The sequence below is a fragment of the Hymenobacter sp. BT730 genome (genome assembly GCF_030542105.1).
In the GTDB taxonomy this organism is placed as follows: domain Bacteria; phylum Bacteroidota; class Bacteroidia; order Cytophagales; family Hymenobacteraceae; genus Hymenobacter.
In genome coordinates this window covers 53,779-71,054 of sequence record NZ_JAUOFB010000002.1, presented here as the reverse complement: position 1 = coordinate 71,054, position 17,276 = coordinate 53,779, and the positions used below count along the sequence as shown (strand labels likewise).

The 17,276-nt window shown below is 55.9% G+C and carries 15 protein-coding genes and 1 tRNA gene; 11 read left to right on the top strand and 5 right to left on the bottom strand.

Annotation, left to right across the window (positions count from 1 at the left end):
• The first annotated feature begins 47 nt into the window (after nt 1-47).
• Entirely contained in the window at nt 48-626 is a 579-nt protein-coding gene (locus tag Q4G72_RS07280) for a DUF6799 domain-containing protein (RefSeq protein WP_303310753.1), read from the top strand.
• Here the strand turns inward: Q4G72_RS07280 and Q4G72_RS07275 are convergent.
• Complete coding sequence (locus Q4G72_RS07275; RefSeq protein ID WP_303310752.1) at nt 619-1,674, bottom strand: dipeptide epimerase; 1,056 nt, start codon at nt 1,672-1,674, stop codon at nt 619-621. The two genes, Q4G72_RS07280 and Q4G72_RS07275, sit on opposite strands and share 8 nt — an antisense overlap.
• Nucleotides 1,675-1,837: 163 nt before the next feature.
• Here Q4G72_RS07275 and Q4G72_RS07270 point away from each other — a divergent pair, with 163 nt between their 5' ends.
• The 5 genes from Q4G72_RS07270 to Q4G72_RS07250 all read left to right on the top strand — a co-directional run bounded on the left by Q4G72_RS07270 (nt 1,838) and on the right by Q4G72_RS07250 (nt 8,414).
• Complete coding sequence (locus tag Q4G72_RS07270) at nt 1,838-3,256, top strand: dicarboxylate/amino acid:cation symporter (protein WP_303310751.1); 1,419 nt, start codon at nt 1,838-1,840, stop codon at nt 3,254-3,256.
• 287 nt (nt 3,257-3,543) lie between these two features.
• A complete protein-coding gene (locus Q4G72_RS07265) occupies nt 3,544-4,251 on the top strand; it encodes a hypothetical protein (RefSeq protein ID WP_303310750.1) in 708 nt (235 codons plus the stop codon).
• A 195-nt stretch (nt 4,252-4,446) separates the two neighbouring features.
• Nucleotides 4,447-5,337: a T9SS type A sorting domain-containing protein gene (locus Q4G72_RS07260; RefSeq protein WP_303310749.1), complete on the top strand. Its 891-nt coding sequence runs from the start codon at nt 4,447-4,449 to the stop codon at nt 5,335-5,337.
• A 110-nt stretch (nt 5,338-5,447) separates the two neighbouring features.
• Entirely contained in the window at nt 5,448-6,002 is a 555-nt protein-coding gene (locus tag Q4G72_RS07255; RefSeq protein ID WP_303310748.1) for a hypothetical protein, read from the top strand.
• An 81-nt stretch (nt 6,003-6,083) separates the two neighbouring features.
• Nucleotides 6,084-8,414, top strand: coding sequence for a GAF domain-containing protein (locus Q4G72_RS07250; protein WP_303310747.1), 2,331 nt, complete (start codon nt 6,084-6,086; stop codon nt 8,412-8,414).
• Nucleotides 8,415-8,515: 101 nt separating this feature from the next.
• Here Q4G72_RS07250 and Q4G72_RS07245 read toward each other — a convergent pair whose 3' ends face one another.
• The 3 genes from Q4G72_RS07245 to Q4G72_RS07235 all read right to left on the bottom strand — a co-directional run bounded on the left by Q4G72_RS07245 (nt 8,516) and on the right by Q4G72_RS07235 (nt 10,258).
• Entirely contained in the window at nt 8,516-9,217 is a 702-nt protein-coding gene (locus Q4G72_RS07245) for a phosphatase PAP2 family protein (RefSeq protein ID WP_303310746.1), read from the bottom strand.
• Between the two features lie 112 nt (nt 9,218-9,329).
• Nucleotides 9,330-9,414, bottom strand: a tRNA-Leu gene (locus tag Q4G72_RS07240).
• Nucleotides 9,415-9,538: 124 nt separating this feature from the next.
• Entirely contained in the window at nt 9,539-10,258 is a 720-nt protein-coding gene (locus Q4G72_RS07235; protein ID WP_303310745.1) for a phosphatase PAP2 family protein, read from the bottom strand.
• Nucleotides 10,259-10,343: 85 nt separating this feature from the next.
• On the opposite strand from Q4G72_RS07235, the gene Q4G72_RS07230 reads away from it, so the two are divergent.
• Both Q4G72_RS07230 and Q4G72_RS07225 read left to right on the top strand, forming a co-directional pair.
• Nucleotides 10,344-10,997, top strand: coding sequence for a class I SAM-dependent methyltransferase (locus tag Q4G72_RS07230; RefSeq protein ID WP_303310744.1), 654 nt, complete (start codon nt 10,344-10,346; stop codon nt 10,995-10,997).
• 131 nt (nt 10,998-11,128) lie between these two features.
• The gene (locus Q4G72_RS07225) at nt 11,129-12,964 is read left to right on the top strand and encodes a M61 family metallopeptidase (RefSeq protein ID WP_303310743.1); all 1,836 of its coding nucleotides are present in this window, start codon (nt 11,129-11,131) and stop codon (nt 12,962-12,964) included.
• 87 nt (nt 12,965-13,051) lie between these two features.
• Here the strand turns inward: Q4G72_RS07225 and Q4G72_RS07220 are convergent, their stop codons facing one another.
• A complete protein-coding gene (locus tag Q4G72_RS07220) occupies nt 13,052-13,786 on the bottom strand; it encodes a Bax inhibitor-1/YccA family protein (RefSeq protein ID WP_303310742.1) in 735 nt (244 codons plus the stop codon).
• 176 nt (nt 13,787-13,962) lie between these two features.
• On the opposite strand from Q4G72_RS07220, the gene Q4G72_RS07215 reads away from it, so the two are divergent.
• From Q4G72_RS07215 to Q4G72_RS07205, 3 genes are all read left to right on the top strand, one after another.
• Nucleotides 13,963-14,559, top strand: coding sequence for a hypothetical protein (locus Q4G72_RS07215; protein ID WP_303310741.1), 597 nt, complete (start codon nt 13,963-13,965; stop codon nt 14,557-14,559).
• 123 nt (nt 14,560-14,682) lie between these two features.
• Entirely contained in the window at nt 14,683-15,702 is a 1,020-nt protein-coding gene (locus Q4G72_RS07210; protein WP_303310740.1) for an MBL fold metallo-hydrolase, read from the top strand.
• Between the two features lie 84 nt (nt 15,703-15,786).
• Nucleotides 15,787-17,274 (top strand): sodium:solute symporter, encoded by a 1,488-nt coding sequence (locus Q4G72_RS07205; protein ID WP_303310739.1) that lies wholly within the window; start codon nt 15,787-15,789, stop codon nt 17,272-17,274.
• The last annotated feature ends 2 nt before the right edge of the window (nt 17,275-17,276 follow it).

The window sequence follows — 17,276 nt, the reverse complement described above, 5'->3', positions numbered from 1 at the left end:
CCGGCAGGGTTGCGTATGTAGGCCGAAATCACCGAAGAAAAACTCCCATGAAACGCTTCTTCCCTACTTTGCTAGTAAGCTTTGCCCTGCTGGCGCCTCTGGGCGCAGCGGCGCAAGCCAAAACCACGCCGCAAACTAAACAAACCGTTAGCGGCAATGCACAATATATCATGCAGAACGGCACCGTAGTGCTGCGTCAGGGGAACCAGACTACCGGCCTCACCCAAAACATTCGCCTGGCCAATGGCACTAAAATCAATTACAAAAGTGGCATTGTAGAACTGCCTGGCGGCAAAATGACCACACTGCGCGAAGGCGACTTTGTAACCGCCAAGGGAGAAATTGTTTTTGCCACGCCCGGCAGCGCCGCTGCTGCCCGTGGGGAGAAAGCCCCCGCCGATGCGCAGTTTGACCGCTACGTAGAGAAAGGTGCTGCTATTTCACCCGAAACGTTTGATGCCCGCCTGACGTCTCTGAATACGCGCATGGATCTGATGGCCCAGAAAATTCAGTTACTAAATCAGAAAATCAGCCTGCTCAGCGCAAATGCGCAGCGCCCTACGGACACCTCCCAGCTGGATCAGCAGATTCAGGCCCTGGAAGAGCAGCTGAAGAATATTAAATAACGGTGGGGTTAGCTAAATCCAGTTCGGGCAGCTTGGCCTGAGGAGTTAGCTGACCGCCGGTTTCCTGCACCAGGCCAAACGGCTCGTCTCGCACAATCAGAAACCCATCCAGGTCACAGATCTGTGCCAGCGGGCTTACCTGCAGCGCCGACCAGATGCCCAGGGACGTTTCTACCATGCAGCCTAGCATCGTTTGCAGCCCATGGGCGCGGGTTTGCTCCAGAATATGAAGGCCGTTGCGGTATCCGCCGGCCTTCATTAGTTTCATATTAACGCCATGAAACTGACGGGCCACCTCGGCAAAGTCTGCGGTGTCCGTTACCGATTCATCGGCAAACACCGGGAAGGGAATACGGGCGTGCAGGTAGCGGTAGCCTTCGATGCAGGCGGCGGGCATGGGCTGCTCCAGCAGGCGCACCTGCAGGCCTGGCAGCATCTGGGCCTGCTCCAGAAACTGCAGCAGACTATCGGGCTCCTGCCAGGCTTCGTTGCCATCAATCAGCAGGGGGTGGCCAGGCAGGCATTCTGTGAGGGCCTTCAGCAGTGCCAAGCCGCTTTCCTGATTTACCTTCAGTTTGAGCAACGGAAAGCGGGCCACGGCGTGGGTGCGCACAAATTCGGGCACGGCCTCAGGCTCCATAATCGGCAGCGAAAATGCTGTGGGCACCACCCCAGGCGCAGCATCTATTCCTAAATAGGTTCCTACCGTTTGGCCCCGCCGAGCAGCTTCATAATGGATAAAGGCTGATTCCAGCGCAAAACGCAAGGCATGCGCTGGCTGCTGCGCATCCAGTAGCTCCTGTAAGTCCTGCTCCTCGCCTACATGCTGCAGGCCGGCTGAAAGCAGACGGGCAAAATCGGTTTGCAGGCTTTCTGGTGTTTCGCCGTAGCGCACGTTGGGTGCAGCCTCGCCCCAACCTACGGGCCCGGCGCTTCCCTCCCGCCCTACACGCACCAGTAAATTCACCTTTTCGGTGGAGGCATTACGCGAGATTTTCCAAGTATAGCGCAGCGGCAGCGTGCGGGTATGCAGAGACCAGTGAAGCATAGGGGCAGCGGGCAAATGAGCCGCACATGTAGCCTCAAATAACGTGGAAATTGCTGGGGGTTGAAAACCATTTAGCAGGACCTCTAAAGCCTCATTACGCTTAGCAAGACCAAAAACCTATCTTTGCTGACATTCCCCCCGTTTGTTCCCCTCACTTGCCCGCATGAAGTTTTCCCGCCTCACTCCTGTTGTTCTTGTTTTATTTATTGTGGCGGCGGTGCTCACGCTGCTCGGCGCCTATCAGGTGGTGCCGTTAGCGCCGGCCGTGCCCCTGGCGGCCCGCTGGCTGGCTCTGTTAGCACTGGCAGCTTATGCTACCCAGCGCCGCTCTCTTACTTTCTGGATTGTGGTGAGCATGCTGGTGGGGGCCGAAATTGGCCACGATTTCCCAGTGCAGGCCATGAGCCTGAAAGTACTGAGTGACGTTTTCCTGCGCCTGGTAAAAACCATTATTGCTCCGCTGGTATTTGGTACGCTGGTAGTGGGCATTGCTGGCCACGCCGACCTCAAGCAGGTAGGTAAAATGGGCCTGAAAGCCCTGGTGTACTTTGAGGTGGTCACCACCTTTGCTCTATTCATCGGGCTGGCGGCTATTAACCTGACCAAAGCAGGGGTAGGTATCAACCAAGGCGCTATTCAGGCCGACTCAGAGAAGCTGGAAGCCGTGCACCAGAGCACCTCCGATATTATTCTGCACATCTTCCCCGAGAATATTGCCAAATCCGTAGCCGATGGGCAGGTATTGCAGGTGGTGGTATTTGCCATCATTTTCGCCATTGGCCTGGCTATGGTGCATCAGAAGCACCGTAAGCCTATGCTGGAGTGGTCGGAGAGCCTTTCAGAGGTGATGTTCAAGTTCACCAATGTGGTCATGTACTTTGCTCCTATTGGGGTGGGTGGTGCTATGGCTTACACGGTAGGCAAAATGGGCTTCGCGCCGCTGCTGAATGCCTTGCAGCTGTTGCTGACCCTGTATGGGGCCCTGGTAGTGTTTATTCTGGTGGTGCTGCTGCCCATTGCCCTGATAGCCCGCATTCCGGTAAAGCGCTTTGTGCAGGCCATTGCCGAGCCCGTAAGTATTGCCTTTGCCACTACCTCCTCGGAGGCAGCGTTGCCCCGGGCCATGGAGGCCATGGAAAGTATTGGCGTACCGCGCCGCGTGGTAGCCTTTGTTATGCCTACCGGCTATTCCTTTAACCTGGATGGCACCACGCTGTATCTGTCCTTGGCGGCGGTGTTCGTGGCTCAGGCTGCCGGCATTGAGCTGTCGTTCGGCCAGCAGCTGATTATGGTGTTTACGCTCATGCTGACCAGCAAAGGCGTGGCCGGCGTACCCCGCGCTTCCCTGGTAATTCTGCTGGCCACCGTTGCTTCGTTCAACCTGCCTGCCTGGCCTGTGTTTATTATTCTGGGTATTGATGCCCTGATGGATATGGCGCGCACCGCCGTAAACGTAACCGGCAACTGCCTGGCTACTGCTGTTATTGCCCGTTGGGAAGGTGAGTTTATCGACAACTACCACGCTGAGCCAGTAGCCGATCTGGCAGAAGCTGACAGCTCACTTGTGCAACACGCAGGCTAGTCGGTTTGCCACTCATACAGAAGGCCGGTGTTCTCTGCGAGGGCGCTGGCCTTTTCATTTTTCCAATACTTAGTGCATTATAAAGCCCAGCACACCCGCAAACAGCACAACCTAAACTTGTTTATTTTATATAATTACTCAGTGTTTCGCTGTAATTTATTAAAATAATAAAATTATCATAATAGTTATATGTAATAACAAAATTTTACAATTTTACAGAGTACCTAACTGGTAAGCAGGGTGTTACCTTCGAAATCTTTTTTGCCACCTCTAGTAAGCTCTACCCTATGCGCCTGGCCCAACCCCTACTCCTACTTTTGAGTGCTTCCTCGTTGCTGCTGGGCGGATGCCGCTCGGGCAGCCAGCTGCTGTATCAGCCTTCGCCACTAGCATTAAGTACCCGATTGCCGGAAATGGAAGTGCAGGTGGAGAACGGGCCCATGGACAAAACCGAAGGCTCCTTGCCCGAAGATCCGGCGCAGCTTTTCAAGCGCGAAACGACGCAGAATTTAGTGGAGAAAAATGATAGCAGCGCCCGATTTGGCTACCTCAAGCTGCAGGTGCTGGAGGCCAAAGCTTCCCGGCATGGCAAAGCGCTGCATGCAATTCAGATGGTAGGTTTTCTGACGCCCAGCCTGTTTGGAGTGCCCCTGGAGTATTTCCGCACCCATGTACGGGCGCAGCTGCAGGTGGTAGATGCCAAGGGAGAAGTGCTGGGTACATATGAAGGCACCGGCGATTCTAACATCAAGGTGGCCATGTACCACGGCTATTCGCAGAGCATGGGTCCCCGCCTGGCTGATACAGAAGCGCTGAAAAGTGCACTGGCCAATATAAAACCGCAGTTGGATACGGCGGCTACCATGTTGCGCACCCGCCTTCTGAGTGCCGGGCAATTGGGAGATGATGCCCCAGGCGTAGTAACAGGCACCCTCTACAACCCAGCCCCGGCAGCCCCTAGCCCCACCTCCTCTGAAAGCGCGGATGAGGAATAAAAGCAATGAAGTGAAGCTACACTTAGATATAAGGCCAATGAGTGTATTTCGTTTTTACCAATAAGCCCTTTGCTATATATAAAAACCGTTACAGAGCTATCTGTAACGGTTTTTTTCTGACTACTGGTTAAACCTACGGCCTCTTCGTTCCTCTATAGGGCAAATTCAGATACTTCATCTTTTGCCTTACTTGGTATGCGTTTCTTCTCCCTCTCATCACTTTTAGCAGCGCTAGCTGTGCTGCTGATAACCATTGCCTCTCCGGCCCAGAATCGTCCCTTGGCTAAGTCGCCGGCGCGCCAGGAAATGCGCACCTACCTGCAGCAATCGGTAATGCCCGTAGTACGGCAGCAGCGGCAGAAGCTGGAATCCCAGCTTTCGGCCACCGATAAAACCCAGCTTACTGCCTACCGGGGCCAACTGCAGGCCCTGAAAAAGCAGGAGAAGGAGTTGCGCCGCAGCTTCCGCACCGCTAATCCGGCACCGCAAGACCAGCCCCGGCAGCATGTAGCCTTAACCGATGCACAAAAAGAGCAGCTGAAAGTACTGCGCACCCAGCGCCGTACCATTATGGAGCAGGTAAAGCCAATGGCGCAGAAATACCAGGCGGCTATTGCCCAGCTGGCTACTGAAGTGCAGCCGCAGCAAGCCCAGTGGCAAACTGATTTACAGGCAATCCGGGCCAAATATCCAGCAGCCGCTCCGCAAGGACAGTCCGCCCCGGCTACCCGTAAGCACCAGGGTCTGCGCCGGTACTTCAACCCGGTTTCCTTCCTACTCCTCGACCCCAATGCCCCCGCGCATACTCGCCGCACCCAGAAGCAGCCTGAGGCAGGCCAGACCGCCGTATATCCAAACCCGGTAGCTGCTACCAGCCAGTTGACCTACGATGTCAAGAAAGCAGGCCCCGTGACTGTGGAGCTGTTAGATGGCCGCGGCAGTACGTTGCGCACTGTAGTCAATCAGAAACAGGACAAAGGTGCCTATTCCCAGGAAGTGAATGTGGAAGACTTGGCGCGGGGCACTTATTTCTTTAAGATAACCACACGCAGTGGGGTAGAAACCAAGCGCTTCGTGAAGCAATAACTCTTAATTAAGTGGTGTACTGTCAGTGCCGGCTCTGTAAAGGGCCGGCACTGCTGGTTATAAAGGTTGGGTACATACGGGGCAGGCGCATATCCTTATCTTTACCACCGATGACCTCCCGCCTTACCTCTACTTTTCTTGTCTTACTGCTGATGCTCCTGGTAGCAGCCTGCTGCGGCAATTCTGCCGTCGATTGTCAGGATGCTCATGCCGACAGCCTGTACCTGCGTTTTAATCTGCAGGATTCTACAAGCGGCCAGGGTTTCCGGGCCCATGAAGTAGACAGCGTAGTGGTAATTAGGAAAACGCGGCCCAAGACAGCAACCTACACTTCTCCTGATACAGCACGAGTGCCCCCCGATACGGTACGGATAGTTCGGCTGCCCTCCGCCGTGGGCGAAGCCATCCTCTTGGAGCACGCTGCCCCCTTTGTCCGAAAGGGCACCCGTCGGCTACCGGATTATACTTACACCATATTGCTGCCTAATACAACTCAGAAACTGCGCTTTGAGCTGACTGAGCTCGATATTGCGGGGGATTTTGAGGCCGATGGCTGTGTCACTTGCTACCGCAACCGAAAAAAGAAGCTATTAGTAAATGGCGTAGCGCGGGATGTTACTTCTTCTGACGGCCATACCGAAGTCCCGGTAGTGCTGAGCCGGTAGGCAGCCGCGGCGAACCGGGCTGCGTATATATCTTCATCTGCCCCGGCAGGCCCTGTTGGCCTGCGGCCGCACACTACCTATATGCAGCTTAAGACCTTAGAACGCCCGGCCTCTACCGGGATATTTCCGTTTGCTACCTCGCTCAGCCTGGAGCCCCTGATTGCCTATTGGCAGGAGCGGGTAAATGATTCCAATAAAGGCACTGCTGCCCTGGCCCAGGCTATTATTGAGCAGGTGCAGGAAGCTACCTGGAGCCGGGGCTCTATTACCGACATGACGGCCCTGGAATGCGGCTGTGACCTGGTAGAAACCCTGATGCTGGCCGTGTTCCCCCCTGCTTCCTTTCAAACGGATATCAGCGGGGCCACGCCGCCTTTCGCTCGGTTTAGCTTTTACCACTCGCCCCGCTTCGCCGAAGTACTTCTTAATCCCAACCACACGGTAAAACAGCCGCTGAACATTGATGCGGCCACCATGGAGGTATACATGACGCGGGTGGCCTACCTGCTCATTCTGGAAAAGGTATATGGCGTGAAGCTACCGCTGAACAGCACGGTTATCTTTACCGTGCCCGACTACAGCATTGGCCTGTACCGGCACTATGGCGTGGAGTTTAACTCTTTATTTATTGAGGTGCGGGTGAAGGGAGAAGCGCCGAAGCTTACGCCCGAACAGATTGAAAACCTGGGCCATAACCTGCACCGCCTGGATATCTGGAAAGAGACATTGCCGCCGGAGCTTTTTGAGCTGCATGGCTTCAATATTGTGCATCTGGTGGATGTAACGGACCAGGAAATTCTCTCTGAGTTGAAGTATGACCTGCTGGAGCGCGACGTACTGCAGGCCTCTGACCGCCTGGAACAGATTCAGGAAAAGCTGCGCGTATTGTTCGGGCGACCCTTCCTGCAGTTGGGTATTGCTGCTTACGATGAGAAAAAGCGGGCTTTTGTCGATTTTGGACGCAAAATCAACCACAGCTTCCTCACCAAACAGCTGCAAAACCAGGAAGTCAGTTCCGGTTTCCGGCAGATTTATGCCCGCCTGATGTTGGAGCGGCAGCCGGTGGTACTGGAAAACGTGGAAACCGCCGATATTCCCGAGGACCTGCGCCAGCAGATTCTGGGTATTGGCATCCGCAGCGCTATTCTGGCCCTGCTCCCCTACGGCGACGACACGGTAGGCTTGCTGGAGTTGGGCTCCCCCAACGTGGGCGACCTGGACGAGTTCAGCCTGGAAAAGGTGACGCCCTTTATTCCTCTGTTCGCCGTGGCGGTGAAGCGCAATGCCGAGGATATTCAGACCCGGGTGCAGGCCATCATCAAAGAGAAGTTTACGGCTATTCACCCTACCATGGAATGGCGCTTTACCGATGCTGCCCTGAACCTGCTGGAAAAAATAGAAGACGGCAACAAAAACGCCGAAATGGAGCCCATTGTGTTCCACGAAGTGTATCCGCTGCATGGCTCTTCTGATATCCGGGGCAGCAGCACGGCCCGGAACGAGGCCATTCAGGGCGACCTGATTGAACATTTGTCGCTGGCGAATAAGGTGCTCAAAAAGGCCTCTGAGTTTCAGGCCCTGCCCATCCTGGACGAACTGAAGTTCTACGTTAATAAAAACCTGCGCCGCCTGCGCCAGGGCATTATCACGGGGGATGAAGTCAATATTCTGGAGTCGATAAAGACGGAGGTGGAGCCCTTATTTGAATACCTGGGTACCAATACGCCCGAGTTGCGCACCATCCTTACCGAATACTGGGATAATATAGACCCCGATCTGGGCATTCTCTACAAGCGGCGCAAGGCCTTTGAGCAGAGCGTAACCCGCCTGAATGATGCGGTCAGCGACTATCTGGATGAAGAGGAAGAGAAGGCTCAGCAGATGTTCCCCCACTACTTTCAGCGCTTTAAAACGGATGGCGTGGAGTACAACATTTATGTAGGCGGAGCACTGGTGGAGAACAAGCCCTTCGACCTGATTTTCCTGAAAAACCTTCGCCTATGGCAGCTCCTGACCATGGTGGAAATAACGCGCCGCACTGCTGCCCTGAAGAATGAATTGCCCATGCCGCTGGAAACTACCCAGCTGGTACTGGTACACAGCCAGCCACTGAGTATTCGCTTCCGGCAGGATGAGCGCCAGTTTGATGTGGACGGCACCTACAATATCCGCTACGAAATCATCAAAAAGCGCATCGACAAAGCCACCATTCTGGGTACTGGTGAGCGGCTGACGCAGCCTGGCCAACTGGCCCTGGTGTACACCCAGGCGCGGGAAGCCACCGAATACATGGAATACATTGACTACCTCCAGGACCGCAACCTGCTGGAACAGGAGGTGGAAGAACTGGAACTGGAAGAGTTGCAGGGCGTGAAAGGCCTGCTGGCGCTGCGGGTAAAAGTGAAGCTATAATTCACCGAACCAGCCTCCATAGAAAGCCCCTGATGTCGGTTCTGACGTCAGGGGCTTTTTTATTAAAGCGAGGCTTTGCTGCATACGCCTCGTCAGAGCTTTTATTGCTCCTTCAGCACTTCTACATCATCCTGGATGGTGACGCCTACGATACGCTCCCACAGGTGCAGGGCAAAGCGCAGCAGAATCAGCCAGACCAAACCCGCGGCAAAACCAGCTACCACATCGGTGGCATAGTGCACGTGCAGGTATATGCGGGAAAGGCCAATCAGTACCGTCCAGAGCAAGAGGGCTGCTGCCCAGGCGGGGTGGTGACCATGCCGCCAAAGCAGCCAGGCCACGCAGCCATACAGCGTCATGCCAATCATGGCGTGGCCGCTGGGAAAGCTCAGGCCGGCTTGCGGCAGTAGCGCCGTATCGGGCCGGAGCCGCTCATAATGGATTTTGAGCAGCTGGTTCAGGATGGAGCCGCCCACTATGGCCCAAAGTAGCTCCCAGGCCTCCCGCTTGTAGCCGCGCCACAGCAGCGCTGCCGGAACCACTACCCCGGCGGCCAGCAGAAAAGGCATGGAGGCAAAAAAGGTAATAATCAGCACCCCGGAAGTAAGCCAGGGATATGCATAGCGCAGCGTATCCATGCAGGAAAATGCCCACCAGTCGAACGTAGCTGACTTATTGACGAACACCACGCGGGTGAGGTAGAAAAACACCAGCAACGCCGCCCACAACAATACGCCTACCACCAGCACTTCCGTGGTAATTAACGATAAGCGGGCCAGCAGACGTGCAGTGAAGGCTTTCATAGGCTTCCGTTTTTCTGCCAAACGCAAATCCAAAGGCTTCGTTGACTTGCACACCCAATTTGCAAAAGGGTGAAAAGCAAAAAAAGCCGGCTCCCAAAGGAACCGGCTTTTGTGGTGCGCTCGGAGAGACTCGAACTCTCACACCTTTCGGAACTGCCGCCTGAAGACAGCGCGTCTACCAATTTCGCCACAAGCGCATCAATAGTTCAAAAGCCTAAACTCCCGTGTGGAGGTGTCTTTTGACGCTGCAAAGATACACGGCGAATTGAACTTATGTCAAGCCAGGCCCTACATTTTTTCGAAATAAATTGCGAAATCAGCTTATAAGGCCTGTTTTTCAGCCAATTGCGGATCATTACGAAACCGCTTTTTTATCACTCCTTCTAACCGGCGCAGCAGCGGAATAGCAATCAGCAGCCAGGAAATACCTGCCAGTATACCCGCCAATACATCAGTAGCATAATGCACCCGCAGGTAAATACGGGTAAGGCCAATGAGGGTAATCAGCAGCACTAACATAGCTATAAGCCCCCAGCGCAAAACCTTATGCTGCCGCACGTGGGTGTATACCAGGTAAATAAGTAAGCCATAAAAACAGGCACTGATCATGGCATGGCCACTGGGAAAACTCAGGCCTGAGGCCGAGGTGAGGGGCAGCAATGGCCGGGGGCGCTGATAAAGCCCTTTTAGGGCAATGTTGAGCGTGATGCCTCCCAAGGCCACCACGGGCACCATGAGAGTATACCAGCGGTGCCGGCGCAATACCAGAAAGTATAGAATAACGGCCAGTGCCGCTACCACAATAAAATTGCGGGAGGCAAAAAACGTAATAGCTTCCACCCACTGCTTCTGCTCGGAGCCAAACAACCGTTGCGTCCAGCGGAAAGCATCGGCATCGAAGGTAGCCGCATCCTGATCAAACACTTCCCGGCTAATGGCCAGAAAACCGGCTACCCCCAACACACCAATAGCCAGCACTATAGCAAACTCGGTGATGAACAGGATGAATTCCGCCAGTAAGCGGCGCAGATGATTCGTCATGGGTGAGCAAAACACGGTGAGGGCGCCTACTGCAAACGAAAGCCGCGTGGGAAAGGATATTCAGCTGCGCCGCGCATCTTTGCATATGCCACTGCCTGATGCCGGTTTTGACCGGGTAGCTGCCTTTTATGACCCGCTGGCGCGTCTGGTATTTGGGCGCAGTCTGCTGCGGGCCCAACGCTTGGCACTGGAAGGGCTGCCAGCAGGCGCGCCACGTGTACTTATTATTGGCGGAGGTTCTGGCTGGGTGCTGCCAGAGGTACTCCGGCGTCGGCCAGCGGCACATATCCTGTATATCGAAGCCTCGCCGGCTATGCTGCGCCGCTCCCAGCAAACTTTGCAAGGGCTGAGCCCTACCCAGCAGAAGCAGGTAGAATTTCGTTTGGGCACTGAGGACTCTTTGCTGCCTACGGAGGCTTTCGACGTTATCGTGACTTTCTTTTTTCTCGACTTATTTCCGGCTGCCCGGCTGCGCCACATAGTAAGCCGGCTGGCGGCCGTACGCAAACCCCAGGCGCCGTGGCTGCTGGCCGATTTTGCCCCCCCACGCACTGCCTGGCAAAAGCTGCTGCTGGCTTCTATGTACCGCTTTTTTGGGCTGACTACCGGGATTCAGGGCCGGAAGCTGCCCCCCATTCGGGAAGAACTGGCGCGGGTTGGGCTGCTGCCGACTACGCGCCACACGGTGTTTGGGGGAATGGCGGAAGCCGTGGTATACGTAGACAAATCTAAAAGCTAAGGCAAAGCAGAGCGGCTGTAATCATCATTAATTTACGATCCAGCAACCGGCAGCTCCACAAAAGCAGCATTGTTAAGCATTAGGCCCGTACTTTCAAGTCCTATTCCTTCTCTCTACCCTTAACTTCCTCTATGCGGCATTCTACCGCCTCTCTACTTTTTGCCCTGGCGCTGCCTCTCACGGCCCTGGCCCAGGCTCCCGTTCGCTACCAGGTAGCCTTTCCCAATGCCGTACACCACGAGGCCCAGGTAACTGTCACCTTCGCCGAGATACCCTCCGGGCCGCTGCAGGTCCGGATGGCGCGCAGCTCGCCCGGCCGCTATGCCCTGCACGAGTTTGCCAAGAACGTGTACGACGTGCAGGCCACCGACTCGAAAGGAAAAGCCCTCAGCATTTCCCGCCCCGACCCTTATGGCTGGACCGTGACAGGCCATGATGGCACTGTACGCTTCACCTATACGCTGTTCGGCGACCGGACCGATGGCACCTACGCCGGCATCGATGCCCAGCACGCCCACCTGAATATGCCAGCCACGCTGGCCTATGCCCAGGGGCAGGAACAGCGGCCGGTGGAAGTGAAATTTGACGCCCCCGCCGGCTGGCAGATTGCCACCCAGCTTCGCCCGGAAACGGCCGCCAACACCTACTACGCCCCCCACATGCAGTACCTCATGGACAGCCCCACTTCTCTGGGCAACCAGAAAGTGCGCAGTTGGCAGGAACAGGGCCAGACCATTGAACTACAAGTACTGCACGCCGGCACCGATGCTGAGCTTGACGCCTATACCGAGCAGACCAAGAAGGTAGTAAAAGAAGCCGCCGCCATATTTGGTGAGCTGCCGAAATACGATTTTGGCCGCTACACGTTTGTGGCCGACTATCTGCCCCAGGCCAGCGGAGACGGTATGGAGCACCGCAACTCCACTTCCGTCACCAATTCCCGCTCGTTAAAAGGAGCCGATGCCTTACGCAACCTGGGCACGGTTTCGCACGAGTTTTTCCACGGCTGGAACGTGGAGCGCCTGCGCCCCCGCGACCTGGAACCGTTTGACTTCAGCCGGGCGAACATGAGCAGCAACCTGTGGTTTGCCGAAGGCTTTACCCAGTATTTTGGCGAGCTGCTACTGCGTCGCTCCGGGGCGTATACCACGGATCAGTATGCCAGCATTGCCGTAAGCGGCCTGGTGAATGCCATGCTGAATGCGCCCGGGGCGAAGCGCTACTCGCCGGTGCATATGAGCCAGCAGGCGCCTTTTGTGGATGCGGCCGTCAGCATCGACCCCAACAACCGCAGCAATACTTACCTCTCCTACTACATCATAGGTGGCGCCAATGCCCTGGCGCTGGACCTGGAGCTTCGCCAGAAGTACAAAACCGACCTGGATGCCTTTATGCGCGCCATGTGGCAACAGCACGGCAAGCCCCAGCACGACTATGCCCCGGAACGCCCCTACACCCTGGCCGACTGGCAGCGCGTACTGGGCGAGGTAACGCACGACACCGCCTTTGCCGGGCAGTTTTTCCGGCAGCACATTACCGGGCATACGCTCCCCGATTTTACCACCTTGTTGGCCCCCGCCGGGATGGTAGTCCGCAAGGCGCACGCCGGCAAAGCCACGCTGGGGGAAAGCTGGTTGAAGTTTGACAACAAGGTTCTGAATATCAGCTCAGCTACCTTCCTGAACGATGCGCTGTATACCGCCGGCCTCGACCGGGGTGACCAATTGCTGAAGCTGGATGGAAAAGAGTTGAAAGATCAGAAGACATTTGACAAACTACTGAGCAAGCACAAGCCCGGTGATGTAGTGCAGTTGGAGGCCCGCTCGCGTGGGCAGGTGCGCACCGTACCGGTGACGCTGCAGGAAGATTTAGAGCTGGAAGTGGTAACCATGGAAACAGCCGGCCAGCAGCCCACGCCCGAGCAGCTGGCGTTCCGGGCCGCCTGGCTAGACGGCAAGGCCAAATAGGCTTCTAGCACCTTTCTTACCCGTTGAAAAAACAAAAAAGCGGCCTCCAGGAATTGGAGGCCGCTTTTTTGTGCGTTGAACCGAAGGTTACTTTCGACGACCAAACAGGCGCAGAATGTAGAGAAACAGGTTTACAAAGTCCAGATACAGTGTCAGGGCGCCCAGCACGGCCGCCTTTTGGTTGATGGTAGTGTCTTCCTCGCCATAGCCCATGAAGGCCATCATTTTCAGCTTCTGGGTATCGTAGGCAGTAAGCCCTACGAATAGCAGCACCCCGACGAAGGAGCAAATGGTGTAAAGCATGGAGTTCAGCAGGAACATATTCACTACCGAGGCTATGATAAGGCCGATGAGGCCCATCAGGAGCAGGTTTCCCCAGCGGGTGAGGTCGGTGCGGGTGAAAAAGCCGTAGAGGCTCATCACGCCAAAGGTGCCTGCCGTTACGAAAAAGGTGGAGGCAATGGAGTCGGCGGTGTAAACCAGGAACACCACGCCCAGGGTAAGGCCATTGAGCAGCGCGTAGCCCACAAAGGCCGCCTGCGTCTGCCCTATTGTCCAGTCGAAAGCCTTGCGGGACAGGAAACCGACCACCACCAGCTCCAGCAGCAGCAAACCCATAAATACCAGGCGGTTGCCGAATACCAATTGCTGCACCATAGGCGAGGCGCCTACAAACAAGGCCACCCCACCCGTGAGGGCCAGGGCCACCGTCATCCAGGTATACACCTGGCGCATATAACCGGAAATAACCTGCGAAGCTTCCTCCGCTGACAGCATCAACTCGGGCTGCTCATTGATTTCTTCGGGTACAAATTCTTCCATAAATCAGGTAAAGGTTAAAAAGTAAAAACACAGAATTAGCCACCCAAAATACTGGATTAGCAGGACTGCACCACGCTGCGATGCTGGTTTTCTTCTGCCTCGGCCCTGGCTGCTACAACCCTCCAGGGGATGTTGTGTATCTTAGCATAGGATTTCCACCTTGCCGCCTTTCTTCTATGTTCCGATTTGGTGCTCTTTTCGCTGCCTTGAGCCTGCTGGTTAGCTCTGCTTCGGCACAGACAATGGCTAGCGGAGCTGCCACGGCCTCGCGCCCGGTCCCCGGTCTGCTGGGCGGGCGCGCTTCCTACAGCCTCACGGCCGGCGCCATGTTTGCGGGTCGTTATGGCTCTGCTTCTTACCTGAGTCCTTCCGTGGTATACCGGCTTGCTCCCCGCTTTTCTGTGTTTGGGGGCGTTACGTACCTGCGTACCATGCCGGGGGCGCCGTATGCCACGGCCGAAAACGGCGGCTCCCGTTTGGGACCTATGGGTACCCATCATTATTTGATTCAGGCTGGGGGAATTTATGCGGTATCGCCGCGTCTCTCCCTCACCGGAACGGCCTGGAAAGACCTGACGCCTACTATGGCCGGCCGGCCAGTAGTAAATCCTTACGCGGGCTTTGGCACGCCAGGCTCCGGCATGAATCTGCGGGCCGACTTCCAGATTTCCGAGAGTGTTTCGGTTTCCGGCGGCATCCGGGTTTCCTCCGGCGCTGCGCCGGGCAACGGCATGTACTACGGCCCGGCTTCGGGACAGCCCTTAGGGTACTAACCTGCTTTTTTGTTTTGCTGAAGCTCTCTGAAATCGATTTTTCAGAGAGCTTTGTTTTAAGCTGATAATCCATACAAACCCGCCCGCTGCCGGTTTTTCCCTGTTACCACCTGCCACTTATTTATGGCTGAACGCATTACGTACGCCCGCAACGAGCAGCTGCGCACCATCAAGCCCAACTACCCCGGCAACAAGCTCTTCGGCCAACAGTTCGCCAATGGCGATAAGCTGTACAACCCCGACTTCAGCAACGTTATCCGCTGGAAGCTGCTCACCGAGAATCCGCAAAAGCAGGAAAAGAAGCAGGATACCTGGGCCCCGGCCGTAGTACCCTGCACCGACTTTTTCACCTCGGCCAACGACGCGCTGGTATGGCTGGGCCACGCCACCTTTCTACTCCGCGTGGCGGGCCTTACCCTGCTCTTCGACCCCGTCCTGTACGACTCTCCGTTTCTGCGCCGTCGTCACCCGCTGCCTTGCCGCCCGGAGGATATCGTCGGAATTGATTACCTGTTGCTCAGCCACGGCCACCGCGACCATCTTGATGAACAGTCGGTGAAGCGGCTGGCCGGCCAAAACCCCCAAATGCAGGTCCTGACTTCCCTGCGCATGCAGCCCCTGCTCCAAAAAATGGCCCCGACACTCCGGGTGCAGGAAGCCGGCTGGTGGCAGCAGTTTGACCTGGGTCCCAATGCCCCGCTGGAAATTTTCTACCTGCCCGCTGCCCACTGGCACCGCCGGGGCCTTACGGATATGAACCAGGTACTCTGGGGTAGCTTTATGATTCGCACCCCGGATGGCCGCCTGATTTTCTTTACCGGTGATACAGCCTACGCGGAGCACTTCGAGGAAATTGAAAAGCTCTTCGGTCCCATTGATGTCTGCCTGCTGCCCATTGGGGCCTACAAGCCCGCCTTTATGATGCAGCTAAGCCACGTAAACCCGCATGAAGCCGCCAAGGCGGCCAACGTGCTGCGCGCCGGCCACGTGGTACCCATGCACTACGGCACCTTCGACCTCAGCGACGAGCCCGCCTCGGAGCCCCTGCGCCTGCTGCAGGAAGTGGCAGCCGGCGGCATGCTCCGGGGTGAGCTCCACGCACCCGCCGTGGGCGAGGTGCTGCGCTGGAGTGAGTGGGAATAGGTAAGTAGCCGAATAGCTGGATGCTTCGGTGTACGCTACAATTTGATACCGGCACAAGCAGAAGCATGTGCTACATTTGTCTTTATGTCCCCTACCCTGATTCTGAGCCTGATTGCGGGCTACTTCACTGTTCTCATCATCATTGCGGTGCTCACCTCCCGCAAAGCCACCAGCGAGTCGTTCTTCATTGCTAACCGCAATGCGCCGTGGTATATGGTAGCGTTTGCCATGATTGGCACCTCGCTGTCGGGCGTCACGTTTATTTCGGTGCCGGGCATGGTGCAGTCGCAGGCCTGGAGCTACATGGCGGTGGTATTTGGGTATCTGGTGGGGTATTTAGTGATTGGGCTGGTGCTGATGCCGCTGTACTATCGTTTGCAGTTGGTATCTATCTACACTTATCTGGAGCAGCGGTTTGGGTTCTGGAGCTACAAAACCGGCGCGCTGTTTTTCCTGATTTCCCGGGCCATTGGCTCGGCGTTCCGCCTGTACCTGGTGGCGGGCGTGCTGCAGCTGGCCGTGTTTGATCAGATGGGCGTGCCGTTCTACGTGACGGTGATTGTCAGCATTCTGCTAATTTATCTCTACACCTTTAAAGGCGGCCTCAAAACCATTCTCTGGACCGACACTTTCCAGACGCTGGCTATGCTGACCTGCGTAGGCGTGAGCATTTACCTGATTTCTTCCGAGCTGAACCTGGGCCTGAAGGAGCTGGTGAAGACCGTGAAGGACAGCTCCATGTCTCAGATCTACTTCAGCCACCTGAAAGACGACAAGTTCTTCTGGAAGCAGTTTGCCTCCGGCGCCTTTATCACCATTGTGATGACCGGCCTCGACCAGGACCTGATGCAGAAAAACCTGAGCTGCCGCTCCCTGGCCGATGCCCAGAAAAACATGTTCTGGTTTACGCTGGTGCTGGTTTTCGTGAATGTGCTGTTCCTGACGCTGGGCGTTCTGCTCTATCAGTATGCCGCCGTAAAGGGAATTCAGCTGCCCACCAATGCCGAAGGAAAAATCATTGGCGACAACGTATTCCCGCTGCTGGCTACCAACCATTTTTCCCTGTTTGCCGGCATCATCTTTATTCTGGGCATTATTGCCGTTACCTACGCCTCTGCCGACTCGGCCCTGACGGCCCTGACCACCTCTTTCTGCGTCGATTTTCTCAACATCAAGCAGTACCCCGAAAACCGGCAGAAAAACCTGCGCCAGCTTACCCACCTTGGCTTTTCCGTGGTGCTGATGGTGATTATTCTCATTTTCCAGGCCCTGAACGACCAGAGCCTGATTACGGCCGTGTTTAAGGCCGCGGGCTACACCTACGGGCCGCTGCTGGGCCTGTTCTCCTTCGGTATTCTTACCCGTTTGCAGTTGCGCGACCGGATGGTACTGCCCGTGTGCGTGGCCGCGCCTATCATTACGTACATCATCAACGTTAACTCTGAGGCCTGGCTGGGCGGCTACAAATTTGGGTTTGAGATTTTGCTGCTCAACGGCGCCCTCACGTTCCTTGGGTTACTGGCTATTTCCCGTACAGCGCAGGTACACGAATTGAACCCGGCTCACGCCTGAGG